This window comes from Streptomyces sp. PT12, assembly GCF_003311645.1.
Classification (GTDB): domain Bacteria; phylum Actinomycetota; class Actinomycetes; order Streptomycetales; family Streptomycetaceae; genus Streptomyces.
In genome coordinates, this window is record NZ_QEST01000272.1 from 1 (window position 1) to 17,526 (window position 17,526).

Here is a 17,526-nt window from a genome sequence, read left to right on the forward strand (position 1 = left end):
CACCAGCCGTACTCTCCCGAGGAGGTGCGCGAGGCGTTGCAGATCGGGCCCGACGCCCCGATCATCACGACCGACGCGCGCCAGCGGCAGGAGGCCAAGAGCACCCTGATCACCCTGGTCGAGCACGCCCTGATGGCCCGCCTGCGCTGAGCCCTCCGCGCCCCCTCGCCCTCTTGCGCGCCCCTCGCGTTTCGGCCTTCCGGACCCGGCACCGCCCGGATTCCGGGAGGCCGCGCTCATGCGCCTAGGCTGTGGCCGTGCGCATCGCCAGATTCTCCATCGACGGGACCGTCGGCTTCGGCGTGCTCGAAGCCGCGCCGTCCGAGGGCGAGGAGCCCGTCCTCGACATCATCAGGGGCCACCCCTTCGCCGAGTTCGAGCGCTCGGGCCGCCGCGTCCCGCTGAGCAAGGTGCGGCTGCTGCCGCCCGTGCTGCCGAGCAAGGTCGTGGCCATCGGCCGGAACTACACCGAGCACGCAAGGGAGCTGGGCAACGAAGTCCCCGACGTCCCCGTGACGTTCTTCAAGCCGTCCACCTCCGTGATCGGTCCGGGCGACGACATCGTCTACCCCCGGATCTCGTCCGACGTCCACCACGAGGCCGAGCTGGCCGTCGTCATCGGCCGCCTGTGCCGCGACGTGCCACGCGAGCGGGCGCGCGAGGTCATCCTCGGCTACACGTGCGCCAACGACGTCACCGCGCGCGACGTCCAGCGCCGCGAGGGCCAGTGGGCGCGCGCCAAGGGGTTCGACACCTCCTGCCCGCTCGGCCCCTGGATCGAGACCGACATCGACCCATCGGACCTCGCCATCATGTGCACGGTCAACGGCGAGCAGCGGCAGCTCGGCCGCACCGGCGAGATGGTGCGCTCCGTGGAGGACCTGATCGTGCACATCACCGAGTCGATGACGCTGCTGCCCCAGGACGTCATCCTCACGGGCACCCCGGCGGGCGTCGGCCCGCTGCACGTCGGCGACCGGGTCGCCGTCACCATCGAAGGCATCGGCACTCTCACCAACAAGGTAGTCAAGCGTGACTAGCCCCTCTCCCGTCCGCGTCCGTTTCTGCCCATCGCCGACCGGCAACCCCCATGTCGGCCTGGTGCGCACCGCCCTGTTCAACTGGGCGTACGCCCGCCACCACGGCGGCACCATGGTCTTCCGCATCGAGGACACCGATGCGGCCCGCGACTCCGAGGAGTCGTACCAGGCGCTGCTCGACTCCATGCGCTGGCTCGGCCTGAGCTGGGACGAGGGCCCCGAGGTCGGGGGGCCGTTCGAGCCGTACCGGCAGTCGCAACGGACGGACATCTACGCCGATGTCGCCGCGAAGCTGCTCGCGGCGGGCCACGCCTACCGGTGCTACTGCACCCAGGAGGAGCTCGAGGCCGCCAGGGAGGCCGCCAGGCGGTCAGGGCGCCCCTCGGGGTACGCGGGCACCTGCCGCACGCTGTCGGAGGCGCAGATCGCCGCGCACGAGGCGGAGGGGCGGACGTTCGTCGTCCGCTTCCGGATGCCGGACGAGCCGATCACGTTCACCGATCTGGTGCGCGGCGAGCTGACGTTCGCGCCGGAGAACGTCCCCGACTACGGCATCGTCCGCTCCACGGGGGCGCCGCTCTACACCCTGGTGAACCCGGTCGATGACGCGCTGATGGGCATCACGCACGTGCTGCGCGGCGAGGACCTGCTGTCGTCGACGCCCCGCCAGATCGCCCTCTACCGCGCGCTGGCCGACATCGGGGTCGGCGACGGCGCGGTGCCCGCGTTCGGTCATCTGCCCTATGTGCTGGGCGAGGGCACCAAGAAGCTCTCCAAGCGCGACCCCGAGTCCTCGCTCAACCTCTACCGCGAGCGCGGCTTCCTGCCCCAGGGCCTGCTCAACTACCTGGCGCTGCTCGGCTGGTCGATCGCCGAGGACCGGGACGTCTTCTCGCTCGACGAGATGGTCGAGGCGTTCGACATCGCCGCGGTCAACGCCAACCCCGCGCGCTTCGACCTCAAGAAGGCCGAGGCGATCAACGCCACCCACATCAGGGAGCGGCTGTCCGTCGACGCGTTCGTCGAGGCGTGCCAGCCCTGGCTGCGCGCCCCGCACGCGCCCTGGAAGCCGGAGGCGTACGACCCGGCGGCCTTCGCGGCGCTCGCGCCGCTGGCCCAGACGCGGGTCACGGTGCTCTCGGACATCACCGACAACGTCGACTTCCTCTTCCTCGACGAGCCTGCCGTCGACGAGGCGTCCTGGAACAAGGCGATGAAGCCGGGCGCCGATGCGCTGCTCGCCACCGCGCGGGCCGGGCTCGCGGATGTGGCGGAGTGGGCCGCGGAGCCGCTGAAGGCCGCGGTGCTCGCGGCGGGCGAGGCCCACGGCCTGAAGCTCGGCAAGGCCCAGGCCCCCGTCCGGGTCGCCGTGACGGGCCGCACGGTCGGCCTGCCGCTCTTCGAGTCCCTGGAAGTCCTGGGCCGGGAGCGCACCTTGTCCCGCGTCGACGCGGCGCTTGCGCGGCTGAGGGCCTGAGGGCGGCTCGGCGGCCCGGAGCGGATCTCGTTTTGGGGGACCGTTCTCGATCGGGTATTGTTTGGCCCGTCGCCGAGGCGGAGCACCGGAAAGCCACTCCGAGCCGCCGAGTGATCACCTGAGCGATACCCCTCCTGGGGTTGCGTTTTGGTGGGGTATGGTGTAATTGGCAGCACGACTGATTCTGGTTCAGTTAGTCTAGGTTCGAGTCCTGGTACCCCAGCACGGTCTTTCAGTAGATCGAGCCCCCGTTGTGTAGCGGCCTAGCACGCTGCCCTCTCAAGGCAGTAGCGCCGGTTCGAATCCGGTCGGGGGTACGGATCCACAAGTGGATCTTGGTGAGCCCCCGTTGTGTAGCGGCCTAGCACGCTGCCCTCTCAAGGCAGTAGCGCCGGTTCGAATCCGGTCGGGGGTACGGATCCACAAGTGGATCTTGGTGAGCCCCCGTTGTGTAGCGGCCTAGCACGCTGCCCTCTCAAGGCAGTAGCGCCGGTTCGAATCCGGTCGGGGGTACACGATCGGACACAGGGGCGTCGGCAGGACGTCCTCCAGGGCCCCCGCATCGGCGAGGGCCCTTCGCCATGAGGGCGCCGGGCGCCTCCGCCCTCAGCCCCCACCTCAGTCCCCGTCATCCTCAGTCCCCGTCCTCCGCCTCGATCTTGAAGACGCGGACCGCCTCGTCGGCCTGGGCCAGCCGCCTGAGGTTCAGCAGGACCGGCTCGTACAGCACGGTGAGCGCCACGGCCGCCTCCAGCTGCGTCGTGGACGCCTCGAACCGGTCGATCACCGTGAGCTCGTGCCCGGCGATGTCCGCCGCGACCCGGCCGTAGGGCATTACGTCGTCCACCGAGGCCGGGTAGCCGAGCCGCGCGAGCGCCGCGAGCGCGGCCACCAGCGCCTGGTGCGCGGGATTCTCCGGAACGACCCGCCACCCCAGGCGGCGCTGCACCGCGGCGGCCGTCTCCCGCGCCCGGGCGGTGGCGCGGTCGTCGTCGGGCGCGGCGCCGTGCGGCAGCGCGGTGATCACCTCGGCGAGCCGGTCGAACTGGTCGGCCGACTCGGCGTCGACGGCCGCGAGCACGCGCCGCGCCGTGGCCACGGGGACGCGGCCGACCTGCACCAGCGCCCGCACCAGGCGCAGTCTCCTCAGGTGCTCCTCGTCGTACTCGGCCTGGGTGGCGCTCACGCGCGCGCCCGCGGGCAGCAGCCCTTCTCGCAGGTAGTACTTGATCGTCGCGGGCGAGACGCCGCTTCGCCTGCTCAGCTCCGCCAGCCGCATGGTCGGCCGACCCCCTTGCGCTTATCGTTGGAGAGTGCCACTATCCAACCATGGATAGTGGCGCTATCCAAGGTGAAGTGCCCATGGACGCGGGGAGGTCGGCGATGGCGGCGAAGGTCATCGAGGGGCGGATGACGGCGGCGGAGGGTGAGGTGACCGTCTTCCACATCGGCATGCGGATCAACGGCTTCCTGAGGGTCGGGCAGTGGTGGCCCGCCTTCGTGGCGATGCCGCGGATGCTGCGCGAGCTGTCGCGGGACAAGGGCGGCGGCCTGCTGGGGTATCGGCTGCTGTGGGGCGGCCCGCGGCTGATCTACCTCGTGCAGTACTGGTCGTCCCCCGAGGCGTTGCAGGCGTACGCGTCGGCGTCGGGCCGGGAGCACAGACCCGCGTGGGCCGACTTCAACCGCCGGGTGCGGGAGGGCGGCACGGCGGTGGGGATCTGGCACGAGACATATGTGGTCCCCGCGGGGGCGCACGAGGAGGTCTATGTGAACATGCCGGTGTTCGGCCTGGCCGCGGCCACCGAGGCGGTGCCCGTGGGGCGCAGGGGCGAGCGCGCCGCCGACCGGCTCGGCGAGCGCCCCGGGGTCAGCCGTTCCGCCTGAGGGCCTCGGTGAGGCGCGCCGCGGCGTCGAGCAGCGCCTGGGCGTGCGTCCGGCCCGGGTGGCGCGTGAGCCGCTCGATCGGGCCCGAGACGGAGACGGCGGCCACCACGCGGTTGGAAGGGCCGCGCACGGGGGCCGAGACGGAGGCCACGCCCGGCTCGCGCTCGCCGATCGACTGGGCCCAGCCGCGCCGCCTGACGCCCGAGAGCGCGGTGGCGGTGAAGCGGGCGCCCTGGAGGCCGTGGTGCAGCCGCTCGGGCTCCTCCCAGGCCAGCAGGATCTGGGCGGCCGACCCGGCCTTCATCGGCAGCGTCGAGCCCACCGGCACGGTGTCCCGCAGCCCCGACAGCCGCTCGGCGGCGGCCACGCAGATCCTCATGTCCCCCTGGCGTCGGTAGAGCTGGGCGCTCTCGCCCGTCACGTCGCGTAGCTGGGTGAGCACGGGCCCCGCCGCGGCCAGCAGGCGGTCCTCGCCCGCCGCGGCGGCCAGCTCGGCCAGGCGCGGCCCCAGCACGAACCTCCCCTGCATGTCACGGGCCAGCAGCCGGTGGTATTCGAGCGCCACCGCCATGCGGTGCGCCGTGGGCCGCGCCAGCCCTGTCGCCCCGACCAGCCCGGCCAGCGTGGCCGGTCCTGACTCCAGGGCCCCCAGTACCAGGGCCGCCTTGTCGAGTACCCCCACGCCACTGGAGTCGCCGCTAGAGTTGTCCATGCAACGATATTCGCGTCTCACACTGTGAAACGCAAGTTCAATGTGGCGGGGAAGCCGTCAGGCTGGGTCACGGGTCCGCGCGAGGCCCGGCCACCGTCCGGTGCGAGGGGAGCGGATGGCGGTCACATCACCAGCGGCGAAGCCGGAAGGAAGTGCGATGGGACGGACACTGGCGGAGAAAGTCTGGGACGATCATGTCGTCAGGCGGGCCGAGGGCGAGCCCGATCTGCTGTACATCGATCTCCACCTGGTGCACGAGGTGACGAGTCCGCAGGCGTTCGACGGGCTGCGCAAGAGCGGGCGCACCGTGCGCCGCACGGACCTCACCATCGCCACCGAGGACCACAACACCCCGACGCTCGACATCGACAAGCCGATCGCCGACCCGGTCTCGCGCACGCAGTTGGAGACCCTCAGGAAGAACTGCGCGGAGTTCGGCGTCCGGCTGCACTCCCTCGGCGACGACGAGCAGGGCGTGGTGCACGTGGTGGGCCCGCAGCTCGGCCTGACCCAGCCGGGCACCACCGTGGTCTGCGGGGACAGCCACACCTCGACCCACGGGGCGTTCGGGGCGCTGGCGTTCGGCATTGGCACCAGCCAGGTCGAGCACGTGCTCGCCACCCAGACGCTGCCCATGGCGCCGTTCCGCACGATGGCGGTCACGGTGCTCGGCGAGCTGCCCGACGGCGTCACGGCCAAGGACCTGATCCTGGCGATCATCGCGCGGATCGGCACGGGCGGCGGCCAGGGCTATGTGATCGAATACCGCGGCGAGGCCGTCGAGAAGCTCTCGATGGAGGCCCGGATGACCATGTGCAACATGTCGATCGAGGCCGGTGCCCGCGCCGGGATGGTAGCCCCCGACGAGACGACGTTCGCGTATCTGAAGGGCCGCCCGCACGCCCCTGAGGGCGCGGAGTGGGACGAGGCCGTGGCGTACTGGAAGACGCTGCGCACCGACGACGACGCCGTCTTCGACCACGAGGTGGTCATCGACGCCGCCGAGCTCGCGCCGTTCGTCACCTGGGGCACCAACCCAGGCCAGGGCGCGCCGCTGTCCGCCTCGGTGCCCGACCCGGCGTCGTTCACCGACCCGAGCGAGCGGCTGTCCGCCGAGAAGGCCCTGGAGTACATGGGCCTGGAGCCGGGCCGCAGGCTGCGCGACATCGCGATCGACACCGTCTTCGTCGGCTCGTGCACCAACGGCCGGATCGAGGACCTGCGCTCGGCCGCCGCCGTGCTCGACGGCCGCCGCGTCGCCGACGGCGTGCGGATGCTGGTGGTGCCGGGCTCGGTCCGGGTCGCGCTCCAGGCGGTGGCGGAGGGCCTGGACAAGGTGTTCACCGCCGCGGGCGCCGAGTGGCGCCACGCGGGCTGCTCGATGTGTCTGGGGATGAACCCCGACCAGCTCTCCCCCGGCGAGCGCTGCGCTTCCACGTCCAACCGCAACTTCGAGGGCAGGCAGGGCAAGGGCGGTCGCACGCACCTGGTCTCGCCGCAGGTCGCCGCCGCGAGCGCGGTCACCGGCCGCCTCGCGTCCCCGGCCGACCTGGCCGCCGTCCCGACCCCCGCGGAGGTCTGAGTCATGGAAGCCTTCACCACGCACACGGGGCGGGCCGTTCCGCTGCGCCGCTCCAACGTCGACACCGACCAGATCATCCCGGCCCACTGGCTCAAGAAGGTCACCAGGGACGGCTTCGAGGACGGCCTGTTCGAGGCGTGGCGCAAGGACCCGGAGTTCGCGCTCAACCGCCCCGAGCACCGCGGTGCCACCGTGCTGATCGCGGGCCCCGACTTCGGCACGGGCTCATCGCGCGAGCACGCCGTGTGGGCCCTCCAGAACTACGGCTTCAAGGCCGTCATCTCCTCGCGCTTCGCCGACATCTTCCGGGGCAACTCCCTGAAGAACGGCCTCCTGACCGTCATGCTCCCCCAAGAGACGGTCGATGAGCTGTTCACGCGCGTCGAGGCCGACCCCGACGCCGAGATCACGGTCGACCTCGTCGCGCGCGAAGTCCGCGCCGAGGGCGTCACGGCGTCCTTCGAGCTCGACGAGAACGCCCGCTGGCGACTGCTCGAAGGACTCGACGACATCAGCATCACCCTCAAGAACGAGGACGCGATCGCGGAGTTCGAGACGCGCCGCCCGTCCCACAAACCCCTTACAACACAAGGCAGCTGACCCTTTGTCACCAGATGCCCCCACCGGTTCGCCGGTGGGGGCATCTGTGCTGACACCCCATCACGACACGGGCGTTGGGGGGCTTAGGGGGCGATAACAGTCCCAAGGTGGCACAATCGGCCGCATGGAACGCGACGGTCAACTCGAACTCTACGACCGCGTGGCCGCTCGACTGAGGGACGCGCACCGGACGGTGCGAGCCCTGCAAGTGCCTGAGGACGTACGGCAGGCCCTCACCCGGAAGCTGCTGATCATCACCGCGGCCACCAAGCACGACCTGCCTGGCGCCGCCCGCCGTCTGGACCGGCTGATGGAGGACGTTGACGCGGGGCGGCTGCCGGTCGGGGGCCAGAGCGGCGACCGTGACGGATCTCCGTGATGGTCGAGTTCGTTGCGACACAAGGGTGATTCGCCCGTTTCGCGTTTGATTTGCGGAATATATCTGCCTAACGTGCGAAAAAGCTTGAACACATTCGTTCCAGCAAGGTCTGCGAAGGGGAAGACGTGAACAAGGCGCAACTCGTAGAAGCGATTGCCGACAAGGTCGGCGGCCGCCAGCAGGCGGCGGACGCCGTCGATATCGTGCTCGACGCCATCATCCGCGCGGTGGTCGCGGGGGAGCGGGTCTCGGTGACCGGCTTCGGCTCGTTCGAGAAGGTGGACCGGCCGGCTCGCTATGCGCGAAACCCCCAGACCGGCGAGCGGGTGCGGGTCAGGAAGACCTCCGTGCCCCGCTTCCGCGCCGGTCAGGGCTTCAAGGACCTGGTCGCGGGCACCAAGAAGCTGCCGAAGAACGACGTGGCGGTGAAGAAGGCCCCCAAGGGCAGCCTTTCGGGCGGCACGACCACCAAGAAGGCCACCACCAAGAAGGCGGCGGCGAAGAAGACGACCGCCAAGAAGGCCACGGCGAAGAAGGCGACCGCGAAGAAGGCGCCGGCGAAGAAGGCCACGGCCAAGAAGTCGTCGGCCAAGAAGGCCACCGCGAAGAAGGCCCCGGCCAAGAAGGCCACCACCAAGAAGGCCCCGGCCAAGCGGGCGCCGTCCCGCACGACCACGGCCAAGAAGGCCACGTCTCGCCGCAGGTGACCAGGTCATCGAGCGGGCCGGACTCCTCACCAGGAGCCCGGCCCGCGGTCGTTCCCGCTCCCGTCCCGCCGTTGCCCGTCGGCCGCTAGGCTCGCCGCATGCAGGCCACCGCGTTCACCTTCGACCCCCGCACCCGCTCCGGCAGCGTTCTGCTGGACGACGGAACGCCCCTCGACTTCGGCGCCGACGCGTTCGACGCCGGCGGCCTGCGGCTGCTGCGCCCAGGGCAGCGCGTCCGCATCGAGGTCACGGGCGAGGGCGACTCCCGCCGCGTCACCTTCCTGACGCTGCAAACGCTGTGAGCGGCCTGGCGCTCACGGCCGTTCGCGGCCCCACCCCGAGCGCCAGCGCCTCCCGCAGATCGTCCCCCGTGTCCACGTCGCGCCGCACGCTGTCCACGTCGCGCGGCGCCAGCTCCGCCGCCCCCGACGCGAGATGCCGCGCGCGCGACGCCCCGCCGAACGCCGGGGCGAGCGCCACCCGGGGCGCCGCCGCGAGCAGCGTGGTCCCGACGCCCGCCGCGTCCGCGAGGAACGAGCGCGCGTGCGCCTCCGCATCCCCGAGCACCCGGGCGAGTTCGGCGGCGCGCAGCGCGGGCAGGTCGGCGTTGAGCGCCGCCACCGCGGCCCCCGCGGCGCGCTCCCGCACCGTTTCGGCCCCGTGCGCGAGTGCGGCGTTCAGGCCCTGCCCCGGGGAGTCAGGCACGATCCGCGCGCCGAGCAGCGCCAGTCGGTCGGCCGCGAGCGCGTCGTCGGTCACCACGACCACCTCACGCACCGCCGCGCACGCGAGCGCGGCGGCCACGGTGTCCTGGGCGAAGGCCAGCGCGAGAGAGGGCCGCAGGGCGTCCCCCGCCACCGCGGCGAGCCGGCTCTTGGCGCGCCCCAGCGGCTTCACGGGCACGATCAGCGACCATCCGGAGTCACGCATCGGGCCATTCTCCCGTCCTCGCTCGTCGGTTCCGCCGGGGGCCCGCGGCCGGTCCGCACGGCGTCCGGGGCCGTCCGGTGCCGCCACGGACGCCGCGCATTAGGGTGCAAAGGGACCACACAGGCGGTGAGACCCTCCGCTGGACAGCCCCGCGCCCCACGGCAACACTTGTGCGGCTGTCGGCAGCACACCGCGCCGGAGCAGTGCAAGAGGAGATGGTGTCCGAGTGGCTCGCCGCAGAATCGGCTTCTGGTACCGATTGGCCGCAATTCTGGTAAAACCGCCGCTGCTGGTGTTCTTCCGGCGAGACTGGCGGGGAATGGAGCATATTCCCGCCGAGGGGGGATTCATCACCGCGGTGAATCACAACTCGTATCTCGACCCGCTGTCGTACGCGCACTTCCAGTACAACACCGGACGCGTCCCGAGATTCCTCGCCAAGGTCAGCCTGTTCAACGAGGGGGCCGTGGGCCGCTTCATGCGCGGCACCGGCCAGATCCCCGTCTACCGCAACACCGTGGACGCCGCCGACGCCTTCCGCGCCGCCGTGGCCGCCGTGCACCGCGGCGAGTGTGTGGCGTTCTACCCCGAGGGCACCCTCACCCGCGACCCGGCGCTGTGGCCCATGGAGGGCAAGACCGGCGCCGCCAGGGTGGCGCTTCTCACGCGCGCCCCGGTGATCCCGGTGGCCCAGTGGGGCGCGCACGAGGCGATGCCGCCCTACGCCCGCCGGAAGAAGATCCGGCTGCTGCCCCGCAAGACGCTGACCGTGGTCGCCGGACCGCCCGTCGACCTCGGTGAGTTCTACGACAGGGAGCCCACCCCCGAGCTGTTGCGCGACGTCACGGACGTGATCATGGGCGCCATCACCGAGCTGCTGGCCGAGGTGCGGCGCGAACGCCCGCCGCTCGAGCGCTATGTTCACCGGAGCGCGTCGCCCGAGCGGCGCGGACAGGACAGCAGCGCGCCCGAGGAGGAGAGAGCGGAGTGACACGTGTCGCCGTCTACGGAACCGGCTCATGGGGGACCACCTTCGCGATGGTCCTCGCCGACGCAGGCTGCGATGTGACGCTCTGGGCCCGGCGCCCCGAGATCGCCGAGGCCGTCAACACCACGCACGTCAACCCCGACTACCTGCCAGGCATCACGCTCCCGCCCGCCGTCCGGGCGACCACCGACCCCGCCGAGGCGGCGCGCGGCGCGGAGTTCACCGTGCTCGCCGTGCCCTCCCAGACGCTCAGGGGCAATCTGGCCGGCTGGGTGCCGCTGCTGCCGGACGACACCGTGCTGGTCTCCCTGATGAAGGGCATCGAACTGGGCACGGCCAAGCGCATGAGCGAGGTCGTCGGGGAGGTCGCGGGCGCGGGACCCGACCGCGTCGCGGTCCTCTCGGGACCCAACCTCGCCCGCGAGGTCGCCGAACGCCAGCCCGCCGCCTCCGTGGTGGCGTGTGCCGACGAGTCGGTGGCCCAGCGACTCCAGGCGGCCTGCCACACCGCGTACTTCCGCCCGTACACCAACACCGACGTGGTGGGCTGCGAGCTCGGCGGCGCGGTGAAGAACGTCATCGCGCTCGCCGTCGGCATCGCCGACGGGATGGGGCTCGGCGACAACACCAAGGCGTCCCTCATCACCCGCGGCCTGGCCGAGACCACGCGCCTCGGGCTCGCGATGGGCGCCGACGCGAAGACGTTCGCGGGCCTTGCGGGGATGGGCGACCTGGTCGCCACGTGCAGCTCCCCGCTGTCCCGCAACAACACGTTCGGCACCAACCTCGGCCGCGGCATGACCCTGGAGGAGACCATCGCGGTCACGCGCCAGACCGCCGAGGGCGTCAAGTCCTGCCGCTCCGTGCTCGATCTGGCGCGCCGTCACGACGTCGACATGCCGCTGACGGAGACCGTGGTCGGCATCGTGCACGGCGGACTGCCGCCCCGTGTCGCGGTCAAGGAGCTGATGTCGCGAACCGCCAAGGCGGAGCACCGCTGACTGCGGCCACTACGTTAGGTAGCCTTCGGGGGTTATGAGCACCGAGCCCACTTCTCAGCGCCCCAAGCCCCGTGTCGCCGTCGTCTTCGGCGGACGCAGCTCCGAGCACGCCGTCTCCGTGGTCACCGCCGGAGCCGTGCTGCGCGCCATCGACAGGACCCGTTACGACGTGCTCCCGATCGGCATCACCGCCGACGGCCGTTGGGCGCTGACGGCGGACGACCCGGAGCGCATGGTGTTCACGGAACGTCAGCTCCCCAGCGTCGCGCAGATCGCCGAGCCCGGCACCGGCGCGGTGGTGCTCCCGGTCGAGCCGGGGCGCAGCGACGTCGTCTACGCCGAGGTGGGCTCCGTTCCCAAGGACCTGGGCGAGGTGGACGTCGTCCTGCCGCTGCTGCACGGCCCGTACGGCGAGGACGGCACCCTCCAGGGGCTGCTCGAGCTGTCGGGGGTGCCCTATGTGGGCTCCGGCGTGCTGTCGTCCGCGATCGGCATGGACAAGGAGTACATGAAGCGGGTCTTCAGCTCCTTCGACCTCCCGGTGGGCCCCTATCTCGCGATCCGCCCCCGCGAGTGGGAGCGGGACGCGGCGGCCGCGCGCGAGCGCGTCCTGGACTTCGCGCGCGAACAGGGCTGGCCGCTCTTCGTGAAGCCCGCGAGGGCAGGCTCCTCCATGGGCATCTCCCGCGTCACGGGCCCCGAAGGGCTGGACGCCGCGATCGAGGAGGCCAGAAGCCACGACCCCAAGGTCATCGTGGAGGCGCAGCTCAGCGGGCGCGAGATCGAGTGCGGCGTCCTGGAGTTCGACGACGGGCCGCGCGCCAGCGTTCCGGCCGAGATCCCCCCGGTCTCCTCCCACGACTTCTACGACTTCGAGGCCAAGTACATCGACTCGGCCGAGGGCGTCGTCCCCGCGCCGCTCACCGAGGAGCAGACCGAACGCGTCAGGGCGCTGGCGGTCCTGGCGTTCGAGGCCGCGTCGTGCGAGGGCCTGGTGCGCGCGGACTTCTTCCTCCAGGACGACGGCGAGTTCGTCATCAACGAGATCAACACCATGCCGGGCTTCACGCCCATCTCGATGTTCCCGCGCATGTGGGAGGCGAGCGGCGTGAGCTACCCGGAGCTGGTGGACCGCCTCCTCCAGGCCGCCCTGCGCCGCTCGACCGGGCTGCGCTGACCCGCTGGCGCGTCAGCCGCCGTGCCCGGCGTGCCCGCCGTGCGGGTCGCCGCCCTCGGCGTCCCCCGTGCCCTCCGTGCCCTCCGCTTCCCCCGTTTCCTCCGAGTACAGCGGGTCGAGCGGTATGTGCGCGTCGATCGCGGCGGCGACGTCGAGCAGGGGGTTGACCTCGGGCGCGTAGGCGTCCGGGACGGTCATCTCGACGAACACGGCGCGTTCCGTCGTCGTGAACCGCACCCCGCCGTCCTGCCGCTCCAGCAGCCACGAGACCTCGTTGACGCCGACGATCTCGGCGCTCACCGGGTCGTAGGCGTCGCTGCCGGGGGTCAGCGGGCCCGGGCTCTCGACGCCGCACCGCAGCACGATGGCCGGATCGCCCCACACCATGGCGAACGGCGTGCTCTCCGGCAGCTCCCCGCGCTCCGCGCCGTCCACCCGCTCGGGGAGGTCGGCGTGGAGCGCCCGGCACGCCTCCGCGGCGTCCCCGGTCGGCGCGGGCACCGCGACATCCGGCGCGTCCGCGCCCGCCGAGGTGCAGGCGGCCAGGGCCAGCAGGGCGGAGACGGCCGGGAGGGCACGGCGTACGGTGGGAGTCACCCGGCGAGCATACGAGTTGTCACAGATGGACGACCGGGCAGGTCAGGGTGCGGGTGATCCCCGCCACGCGCTGCACCTCCGCCACCACCAGGCGGCCGAGTTCGTCCACGGTCCCCGCCTCGGCGCGCACGATCACGTCGTAGGGGCCCGTGACATCCTCGGCGGTGAGGACGCCGGGGATCTTCGAGATGACATCGGCCACAGTGGACGCCTTGCCCACCTCGGTCTGGATCAGGATGTACGCCTGTACCACGGGTCCTCCGGAGCGGCTATGAGGAGCGGGGGCGCTACCGTAGCGCGTCACGACCTGCACCGGGGAGACGTCGGGCCAGCGCTGGACACGGCGGGTCCGCGGGGGAGCCGGTGAACGAACACGAGGAGAGCGCAGTGAAGGGCAGCGTGGGGGAGCTCGGGGAGTTCGGGCTGATCCGGGAGTTGACCGCCCGGATCACCGGCACACCCGCGGTGCGGCTCGGCCCGGGGGACGACGCTGCGGTGATCGCGGCCCCCGACCGGCGGGTGGTCGCGAGCACCGACATCCTGCTGGAGGGACGGCACTTCCGCCGCGACTGGTCCACGGCCTACGACGTCGGCCGCAAGGCCGCCGCCCAGAACCTCGCCGATGTCGCGGCCATGGGCGCCGTTCCGACCGCCGTGCTCGTCGGCCTGGTCGTCCCCGCCGAACTGCCCGCCACCTGGCCCCTGGAGCTGATGGACGGCATCCGCGACGAGTGCCGGGTCGCGGGCGCGGGCGTGGCAGGTGGCGACGTGGTGCGCGGCGACCCCATCACCGTCTCCATCACGGCGCTCGGCGACCTCGGTGGCCGCGACGCGGTCACCAGGAGCGGCGCCCGCCCAGGCGACACCGTCGCCGTCACAGGCTGGCTCGGCTGGTCGGCCGCGGGGCACGCCGTCCTCTCGCGCGGCTTCCGCTCCCCGCGCGCGTTCGTCGAGGCGCACCGCCGCCCCGAACCCCCGTATGTCGCGGGCCCGGCCGCCGCCGCGCTCGGCGCCACCGCCATGACCGACGTGAGCGACGGACTGGTCGCCGACCTGGGCCACATCGCCGACGCGAGCAACGTCCGCATCGACATCGCGTCCGCCGCGCTCGACGTCCCCGCCCAGATGTCCGACATCGGGCAGGCCGTGGGCGTTGACCCGCTGCACTGGGTGCTGACCGGGGGAGAGGACCACGCGCTGGTCGCGACGTTCCACCCGGAGACCAAGCTGCCCGCCCGCTGGCGCGTCATCGGCGAGGTCCTCCCGGCCCGCGGGCGCGCCACCCCGCCGGTGACCGTGGACGGCGCCGCGTGGGACAAGGCCGGTGGCTGGGACCACTTCGGCGGCCCGCACGGCCTCTGAAACGGCCTCCGAAACGGCCTCCGAAACGGGCACTGAACGCCGCCGCTGTACCGTCGTGCCCATGCAGGCACCTCCACGCGTGCTCACCGTCGCGGGCTCCGACTCGGGCGGCGGCGCGGGCATCCAGGCCGACCTCAAGACCATGCTGGCGCTCGGCACCCACGGCATGAGCGTCGTGACCGCCGTCACCGCGCAGAACTCCCTCGGCGTGCAGGGCGCGTGGGAGCTGCCGGGCGAGGCGGTCGTGGCGCAGTACCGCAGCGTCGTGGACGACATCGGCGTGCAGGCGGTCAAGACGGGCATGCTCGCGTCCGCCGCCCTGGTCGGAACGGTCGCCGACCTGCTGGCCACCACCGCGGCGCCCGTGGTGGTCGACCCGGTCGGGGTCTCCAAGCACGGCGACCCGCTGCTCGCCCCCGACGCGCTCGACGTGGTGCGCGCCCGGCTGCTCCCCGCCGCCACCGTCGTCACACCCAACGTCCCCGAGACCGCCCAGCTCACCGGCGTCGTCGTGGAGTCGGAAGCCGACCTGCCGCGCGCCGCGGAGGCGCTGCTGGCGTACGGCCCGCGCTGGGCCCTGGTCAAGGGCGGCCATCTCACGGGCGACGCCGTCGACCTGCTCACCGACGGCGCCGAACGCCACTGGCTGCGCGCCCCGCGCCACCCCAACCGCCATACGCACGGCACCGGCTGCACGCTCGCCTCGGCGATCGCCAGCCGCCTGGCCATCGGCGACACCGTGCCCGAGGCGGTGGCGGCGGCCAAGGAGTACGTCACGGCCGCGATCGCCACGGGCTTCCCGCTCGGCAAGGGCATAGGCCCCGTCGACCACGGCCACCGCACGCGCACGGCGTGAACGACCGAGGCGTTGAGCGACCCACGGCGTGAACGACGGGGCGCGCGGGCGCACATGCGCGCGCGGGCGCACATGCAGAAAGCCGGTCCACCGAGAGGGTGGACCGGCCGGAGCAGCCGAGAGGCGGGCGCGCCCTAGCGCGCGACCTTGCCCGCCTTGATGCACGAGGTGCAGACGTTCAAGCGCTTCGGCGTCCCGTTCACCACGGCACGCACCCGCTGGATGTTGGGGTTCCAACGGCGGGGGGTGCGGCGGTGCGAGTGGGAGATACGGTTGCCGAAGCCCGGCCCCTTGCCGCAGACATCGCAGTTGGCAGCCACGGGTCACTCCAAAGACGGGTCGCCCCGCACTTGATGGGGACGACGGATTCGTTACGTCGAGGTCCCCCAGGTCTCCGTGCCAGTCACAGGGGCCGGTCACAGGGCCGCGGGAGAGCGCCGGGCGCGTCGAGCGACGGCACCAGGCAACCGGGGCAGCATACCCCGCACCTTCCCGCCCGGGGAAATCGCTCCCCCCGTGCGATGAGGGCATAAGCTGCGAGGCGCCGCCACCACCCGCGCCCCGGAGGTCCGCCCGTGCCGCAGCCGCTCGACGCCGCAGCGGTCCGGCGTTGGTGCCGGATCGCCCTGGACGCCCTGGGCAGCGCCCGCGAGGACATCGACGCCATCAACGTCTACCCCGTGGCCGACGGCGACACCGGCACCAACCTCTACCTCACCGTCGAGTCCGCAGCCCAGGCCGTCGAGGCCGCCGACACCGCGCGCCCCACCCTGGCCCAGGCGGCGCGCGCCATGGCCCATGGCGCCCTCATCGGCGCCCGCGGCAACTCCGGCACGATCCTCGCCCAACTCCTGCGCGGCATGGCCGAGGTGCTGGCCGCCGAGCCTGAGCCCGCGGGGCCCCAGGCCCTGCGCCGCGCCCTGCGCCGCGCCGCGCGCTCCGCCCACGACGCCGTCGCCCACCCCGTCGATGGCACCATGCTCACCGTCGCGACCGCGGCGGCCGACGCGGCGGAACGGGCCGGGGACCGCGTCGACGAGGTGCTCGCCGGCGCGTGCGCGGGCGCGAGGGCCGCGCTGGCCGCGACCCCGGGCCAGCTGCCGGTGCTCGCGGAGGCCGGGGTGGTGGACGCGGGCGGCAGCGGACTCGTCGCCGTCCTCGACGCGCTGGACGCGGCCGTCTCGGGCCGCGCGCCCGACGCCTCCATACGCGACCGCCTGGCGCGTTCCCCCGCGGAGGGCGGCGCGGGCGAGCGGCGCCCCACCGCCGTCTGCCCCGTGCCCGCGGCCACCGAGCCACGGGGGTTCGAGGTCATCTACCTGCTCGACGCGGACGACGGCGCCGTGGCCGCGCTGCGGCGGCGGCTCGACGCGTTGGGCGACTCCCTCGTCGTGGTCGGCGGCGAGGGGCTGTGGCACATCCATATCCACACCGCGCAGCCGGGCGCCGCCGTCGAGGCGGGCATCGAGGCGGGGCGGCCGCACCGGATCGGGATCAGCGCGCTGGCCGCGGCCGCCGCGCCAAGGCCGCCGCGCGCCCCCCGCGCCGTCGTCGCGGTGCTGCCGGGCGACGGCCTCGCCGGGCTGTGCGCCGACGCGGGCGCCACCGCCCTCACCGTCGGGGCCGACGAGCCCCCGGGCGCGGGCGAGCTCGCCGGGGCGATCCTCGGCACCGGGGCGGGCGAGGTCGTCCTGCTGCCCAACGACCACGCGCTGTGGCACGCGGCCGCCGCCGCCGCGGAACGGGCCCGCTCCGAGGGGACGCGCGTCGCCGTCGTGCCCACCCGCTCGCCGATCCAGGGGATCGCCGCGCTCGCGGTGCACGCCCCCGAGCGCCGTTTCGACGAGGACGTGGTGGCCATGACGGCCGCCGCCGGCGCCACGCGGTTCGGCGAACTCGCCGTCGCCGAGCGCCAGTCCTGGACCACCGCGGGCATCTGCCAGGCCGGGGACGTGCTCGGCCTGATCGACGGCGACGTGGCCGTCATCGGCGACGACCTCGGCGATGTGGCGGGCCAGGTGCTCGAGCGGATGCTGGCCGCTGGCGGTGAGCTCGTCACCCTCGTCCTGGGTGCCGAGGCGCCGCACGGCCTCGCCGCCGCCCTGGAGGACCGGGTCCGCGGCGCGCACTACGGCGTGGACACCGTGGTCTACGAGGGCCGCCAGGACGCCCCCCTGCTGATCGGCGTCGAGTAGCGCGGGCCCGGACCGCGCGGGGGAACGCCGCGGCTG

Annotated in this window: 20 protein-coding genes, 4 tRNA genes and 1 pseudogene; 19 read left to right on the top strand and 6 right to left on the bottom strand. The window is 72.8% G+C overall.

Translation table 11 applies throughout. The features are described 5' to 3' along the window. The 7 genes and pseudogenes from DEH69_RS28345 to DEH69_RS28375 all read left to right on the top strand — a co-directional run. Positions 1 to 150 (top strand): annotated as a pseudogene (locus DEH69_RS28345) (ATP-binding protein); the annotation flags it as partial. Positions 151 to 257: 107 nt separating this feature from the next. Further along, positions 258 to 1,040 (top strand): fumarylacetoacetate hydrolase family protein, encoded by a 783-nt coding sequence (locus tag DEH69_RS28350; protein WP_113689965.1) that lies wholly within the window; start codon positions 258 to 260, stop codon positions 1,038 to 1,040. Further along, entirely contained in the window at positions 1,033 to 2,517 is a 1,485-nt protein-coding gene (gene gltX, locus DEH69_RS28355) for a glutamate--tRNA ligase (RefSeq protein ID WP_113689848.1), read from the top strand. Before DEH69_RS28350 ends, gltX begins: the two co-directional genes overlap by 8 nt. Before the next feature lie 151 nt (positions 2,518 to 2,668). Next, positions 2,669 to 2,740 (top strand) — tRNA-Gln (locus DEH69_RS28360). A 21-nt stretch (positions 2,741 to 2,761) separates the two neighbouring features. After that, positions 2,762 to 2,834: transfer RNA gene (locus tag DEH69_RS28365), tRNA-Glu, on the top strand. A 25-nt stretch (positions 2,835 to 2,859) separates the two neighbouring features. Beyond that, positions 2,860 to 2,932: transfer RNA gene (locus DEH69_RS28370), tRNA-Glu, on the top strand. Between the two features lie 25 nt (positions 2,933 to 2,957). Further along, positions 2,958 to 3,030, top strand: a tRNA-Glu gene (locus DEH69_RS28375). 121 nt (positions 3,031 to 3,151) lie between these two features. Here DEH69_RS28375 and DEH69_RS28380 read toward each other — a convergent pair. Further along, entirely contained in the window at positions 3,152 to 3,796 is a 645-nt protein-coding gene (locus tag DEH69_RS28380; protein ID WP_113689849.1) for a MerR family transcriptional regulator, read from the bottom strand. A 104-nt stretch (positions 3,797 to 3,900) separates the two neighbouring features. Between DEH69_RS28380 and DEH69_RS28385 the strand changes: the two genes are divergently transcribed. Next, on the top strand, positions 3,901 to 4,404 hold the full coding sequence (locus DEH69_RS28385; protein ID WP_181727647.1) for a DUF4188 domain-containing protein: 504 nt from the start codon (positions 3,901 to 3,903) through the stop codon (positions 4,402 to 4,404). Here the strand turns inward: DEH69_RS28385 and DEH69_RS28390 are convergent. Beyond that, positions 4,388 to 5,116 (bottom strand): IclR family transcriptional regulator, encoded by a 729-nt coding sequence (locus tag DEH69_RS28390; RefSeq protein WP_113689850.1) that lies wholly within the window; start codon positions 5,114 to 5,116, stop codon positions 4,388 to 4,390. The two genes, DEH69_RS28385 and DEH69_RS28390, sit on opposite strands and share 17 nt — an antisense overlap. A gap of 157 nt (positions 5,117 to 5,273) precedes the next feature. On the opposite strand from DEH69_RS28390, the gene leuC reads away from it, so the two are divergent. The 5 genes from leuC to DEH69_RS28415 all read left to right on the top strand — a co-directional run bounded on the left by leuC (position 5,274) and on the right by DEH69_RS28415 (position 8,686). Beyond that, positions 5,274 to 6,698: a 3-isopropylmalate dehydratase large subunit gene (gene leuC, locus DEH69_RS28395; protein WP_113689851.1), complete on the top strand. Its 1,425-nt coding sequence runs from the start codon at positions 5,274 to 5,276 to the stop codon at positions 6,696 to 6,698. A gap of 3 nt (positions 6,699 to 6,701) precedes the next feature. After that, positions 6,702 to 7,298: a 3-isopropylmalate dehydratase small subunit gene (leuD, locus tag DEH69_RS28400; protein ID WP_113689852.1), complete on the top strand. Its 597-nt coding sequence runs from the start codon at positions 6,702 to 6,704 to the stop codon at positions 7,296 to 7,298. A gap of 124 nt (positions 7,299 to 7,422) precedes the next feature. After that, positions 7,423 to 7,677, top strand: a complete 255-nt coding sequence (locus DEH69_RS28405) for a hypothetical protein (RefSeq protein WP_113689853.1) — start codon at positions 7,423 to 7,425, stop codon at positions 7,675 to 7,677. Positions 7,678 to 7,802: 125 nt separating this feature from the next. After that, the gene (locus DEH69_RS28410; RefSeq protein WP_113689854.1) at positions 7,803 to 8,384 is read left to right on the top strand and encodes an HU family DNA-binding protein; all 582 of its coding nucleotides are present in this window, start codon (positions 7,803 to 7,805) and stop codon (positions 8,382 to 8,384) included. Positions 8,385 to 8,482: 98 nt separating this feature from the next. Beyond that, on the top strand, positions 8,483 to 8,686 hold the full coding sequence (locus DEH69_RS28415; RefSeq protein WP_113689855.1) for a hypothetical protein: 204 nt from the start codon (positions 8,483 to 8,485) through the stop codon (positions 8,684 to 8,686). Here DEH69_RS28415 and cofC read toward each other — a convergent pair. Then, on the bottom strand, positions 8,658 to 9,314 hold the full coding sequence (cofC, locus tag DEH69_RS28420; RefSeq protein WP_113689856.1) for a 2-phospho-L-lactate guanylyltransferase: 657 nt from the start codon (positions 9,312 to 9,314) through the stop codon (positions 8,658 to 8,660). The two genes, DEH69_RS28415 and cofC, sit on opposite strands and share 29 nt — an antisense overlap. A 226-nt stretch (positions 9,315 to 9,540) precedes the next feature. On the opposite strand from cofC, the gene DEH69_RS28425 reads away from it, so the two are divergent. Genes DEH69_RS28425 through DEH69_RS28435 form a run of 3 tightly spaced genes read left to right on the top strand, consistent with a single transcriptional unit; the run spans position 9,541 to position 12,480 of the window. Then, the gene (locus tag DEH69_RS28425; RefSeq protein WP_113689857.1) at positions 9,541 to 10,305 is read left to right on the top strand and encodes a 1-acyl-sn-glycerol-3-phosphate acyltransferase; all 765 of its coding nucleotides are present in this window, start codon (positions 9,541 to 9,543) and stop codon (positions 10,303 to 10,305) included. Continuing rightward, entirely contained in the window at positions 10,302 to 11,303 is a 1,002-nt protein-coding gene (locus DEH69_RS28430; protein WP_113689858.1) for an NAD(P)H-dependent glycerol-3-phosphate dehydrogenase, read from the top strand. Before DEH69_RS28425 ends, DEH69_RS28430 begins: the two co-directional genes overlap by 4 nt. Before the next feature lie 34 nt (positions 11,304 to 11,337). Further along, positions 11,338 to 12,480 (top strand): D-alanine--D-alanine ligase family protein, encoded by a 1,143-nt coding sequence (locus DEH69_RS28435; RefSeq protein ID WP_113689859.1) that lies wholly within the window; start codon positions 11,338 to 11,340, stop codon positions 12,478 to 12,480. A gap of 12 nt (positions 12,481 to 12,492) precedes the next feature. On the opposite strand, the gene DEH69_RS28440 is transcribed toward DEH69_RS28435, so the two are convergent. Both DEH69_RS28440 and DEH69_RS28445 read right to left on the bottom strand, forming a co-directional pair. Then, positions 12,493 to 13,077, bottom strand: coding sequence for a DUF3515 domain-containing protein (locus tag DEH69_RS28440; RefSeq protein WP_113689860.1), 585 nt, complete (start codon positions 13,075 to 13,077; stop codon positions 12,493 to 12,495). 19 nt (positions 13,078 to 13,096) lie between these two features. Continuing rightward, positions 13,097 to 13,330: an Lrp/AsnC ligand binding domain-containing protein gene (locus DEH69_RS28445; protein WP_113689861.1), complete on the bottom strand. Its 234-nt coding sequence runs from the start codon at positions 13,328 to 13,330 to the stop codon at positions 13,097 to 13,099. A 134-nt stretch (positions 13,331 to 13,464) separates the two neighbouring features. Between DEH69_RS28445 and DEH69_RS28450 the strand changes: the two genes are divergently transcribed. Together DEH69_RS28450 and thiD are read left to right on the top strand one after the other, a co-directional pair. Continuing rightward, positions 13,465 to 14,439 carry a thiamine-phosphate kinase gene (locus DEH69_RS28450; RefSeq protein WP_113689862.1) on the top strand — a complete coding sequence of 325 codons (975 nt, stop codon included), beginning with the start codon at positions 13,465 to 13,467 and terminating at the stop codon, positions 14,437 to 14,439. A gap of 61 nt (positions 14,440 to 14,500) precedes the next feature. Continuing rightward, the gene (gene thiD, locus DEH69_RS28455) at positions 14,501 to 15,295 is read left to right on the top strand and encodes a bifunctional hydroxymethylpyrimidine kinase/phosphomethylpyrimidine kinase (protein WP_113689863.1); all 795 of its coding nucleotides are present in this window, start codon (positions 14,501 to 14,503) and stop codon (positions 15,293 to 15,295) included. A 134-nt stretch (positions 15,296 to 15,429) separates the two neighbouring features. Here the strand turns inward: thiD and rpmB are convergent, their stop codons facing one another. Continuing rightward, positions 15,430 to 15,615, bottom strand: a complete 186-nt coding sequence (gene rpmB / locus DEH69_RS28460) for a 50S ribosomal protein L28 (RefSeq protein WP_113689864.1) — start codon at positions 15,613 to 15,615, stop codon at positions 15,430 to 15,432. A gap of 255 nt (positions 15,616 to 15,870) precedes the next feature. On the opposite strand from rpmB, the gene DEH69_RS28465 reads away from it, so the two are divergent. Continuing rightward, a complete protein-coding gene (locus DEH69_RS28465; protein ID WP_113689865.1) occupies positions 15,871 to 17,490 on the top strand; it encodes a DAK2 domain-containing protein in 1,620 nt (539 codons plus the stop codon). Positions 17,491 to 17,526: the final 36 nt, after the last annotated feature.

Excerpts from the sequence above, each read along its gene's own strand:
- leuD (WP_113689852.1), top strand. The coding sequence starts at position 6,702 with ATGGAAGCCTTCACCACGCACACGGGGCGGGCCGTTCCGCTGCGCCGC.
- DEH69_RS28385 (WP_181727647.1), top strand. The coding sequence starts at position 3,901 with ATGGCGGCGAAGGTCATCGAGGGGCGGATGACGGCGGCGGAGGGTGAG.
- DEH69_RS28380 (WP_113689849.1), bottom strand. The coding sequence starts at position 3,796 with ATGCGGCTGGCGGAGCTGAGCAGGCGAAGCGGCGTCTCGCCCGCGACG.
- thiD (WP_113689863.1), top strand. The coding sequence starts at position 14,501 with ATGCAGGCACCTCCACGCGTGCTCACCGTCGCGGGCTCCGACTCGGGC.
- leuC (WP_113689851.1), top strand. The coding sequence starts at position 5,274 with ATGGGACGGACACTGGCGGAGAAAGTCTGGGACGATCATGTCGTCAGG.
- cofC (WP_113689856.1), bottom strand. The coding sequence starts at position 9,314 with ATGCGTGACTCCGGATGGTCGCTGATCGTGCCCGTGAAGCCGCTGGGG.
- DEH69_RS28390 (WP_113689850.1), bottom strand. The coding sequence starts at position 5,116 with ATGGACAACTCTAGCGGCGACTCCAGTGGCGTGGGGGTACTCGACAAG.
- DEH69_RS28415 (WP_113689855.1), top strand. The coding sequence starts at position 8,483 with ATGCAGGCCACCGCGTTCACCTTCGACCCCCGCACCCGCTCCGGCAGC.
- DEH69_RS28435 (WP_113689859.1), top strand. The coding sequence starts at position 11,338 with ATGAGCACCGAGCCCACTTCTCAGCGCCCCAAGCCCCGTGTCGCCGTC.
- DEH69_RS28405 (WP_113689853.1), top strand. The coding sequence starts at position 7,423 with ATGGAACGCGACGGTCAACTCGAACTCTACGACCGCGTGGCCGCTCGA.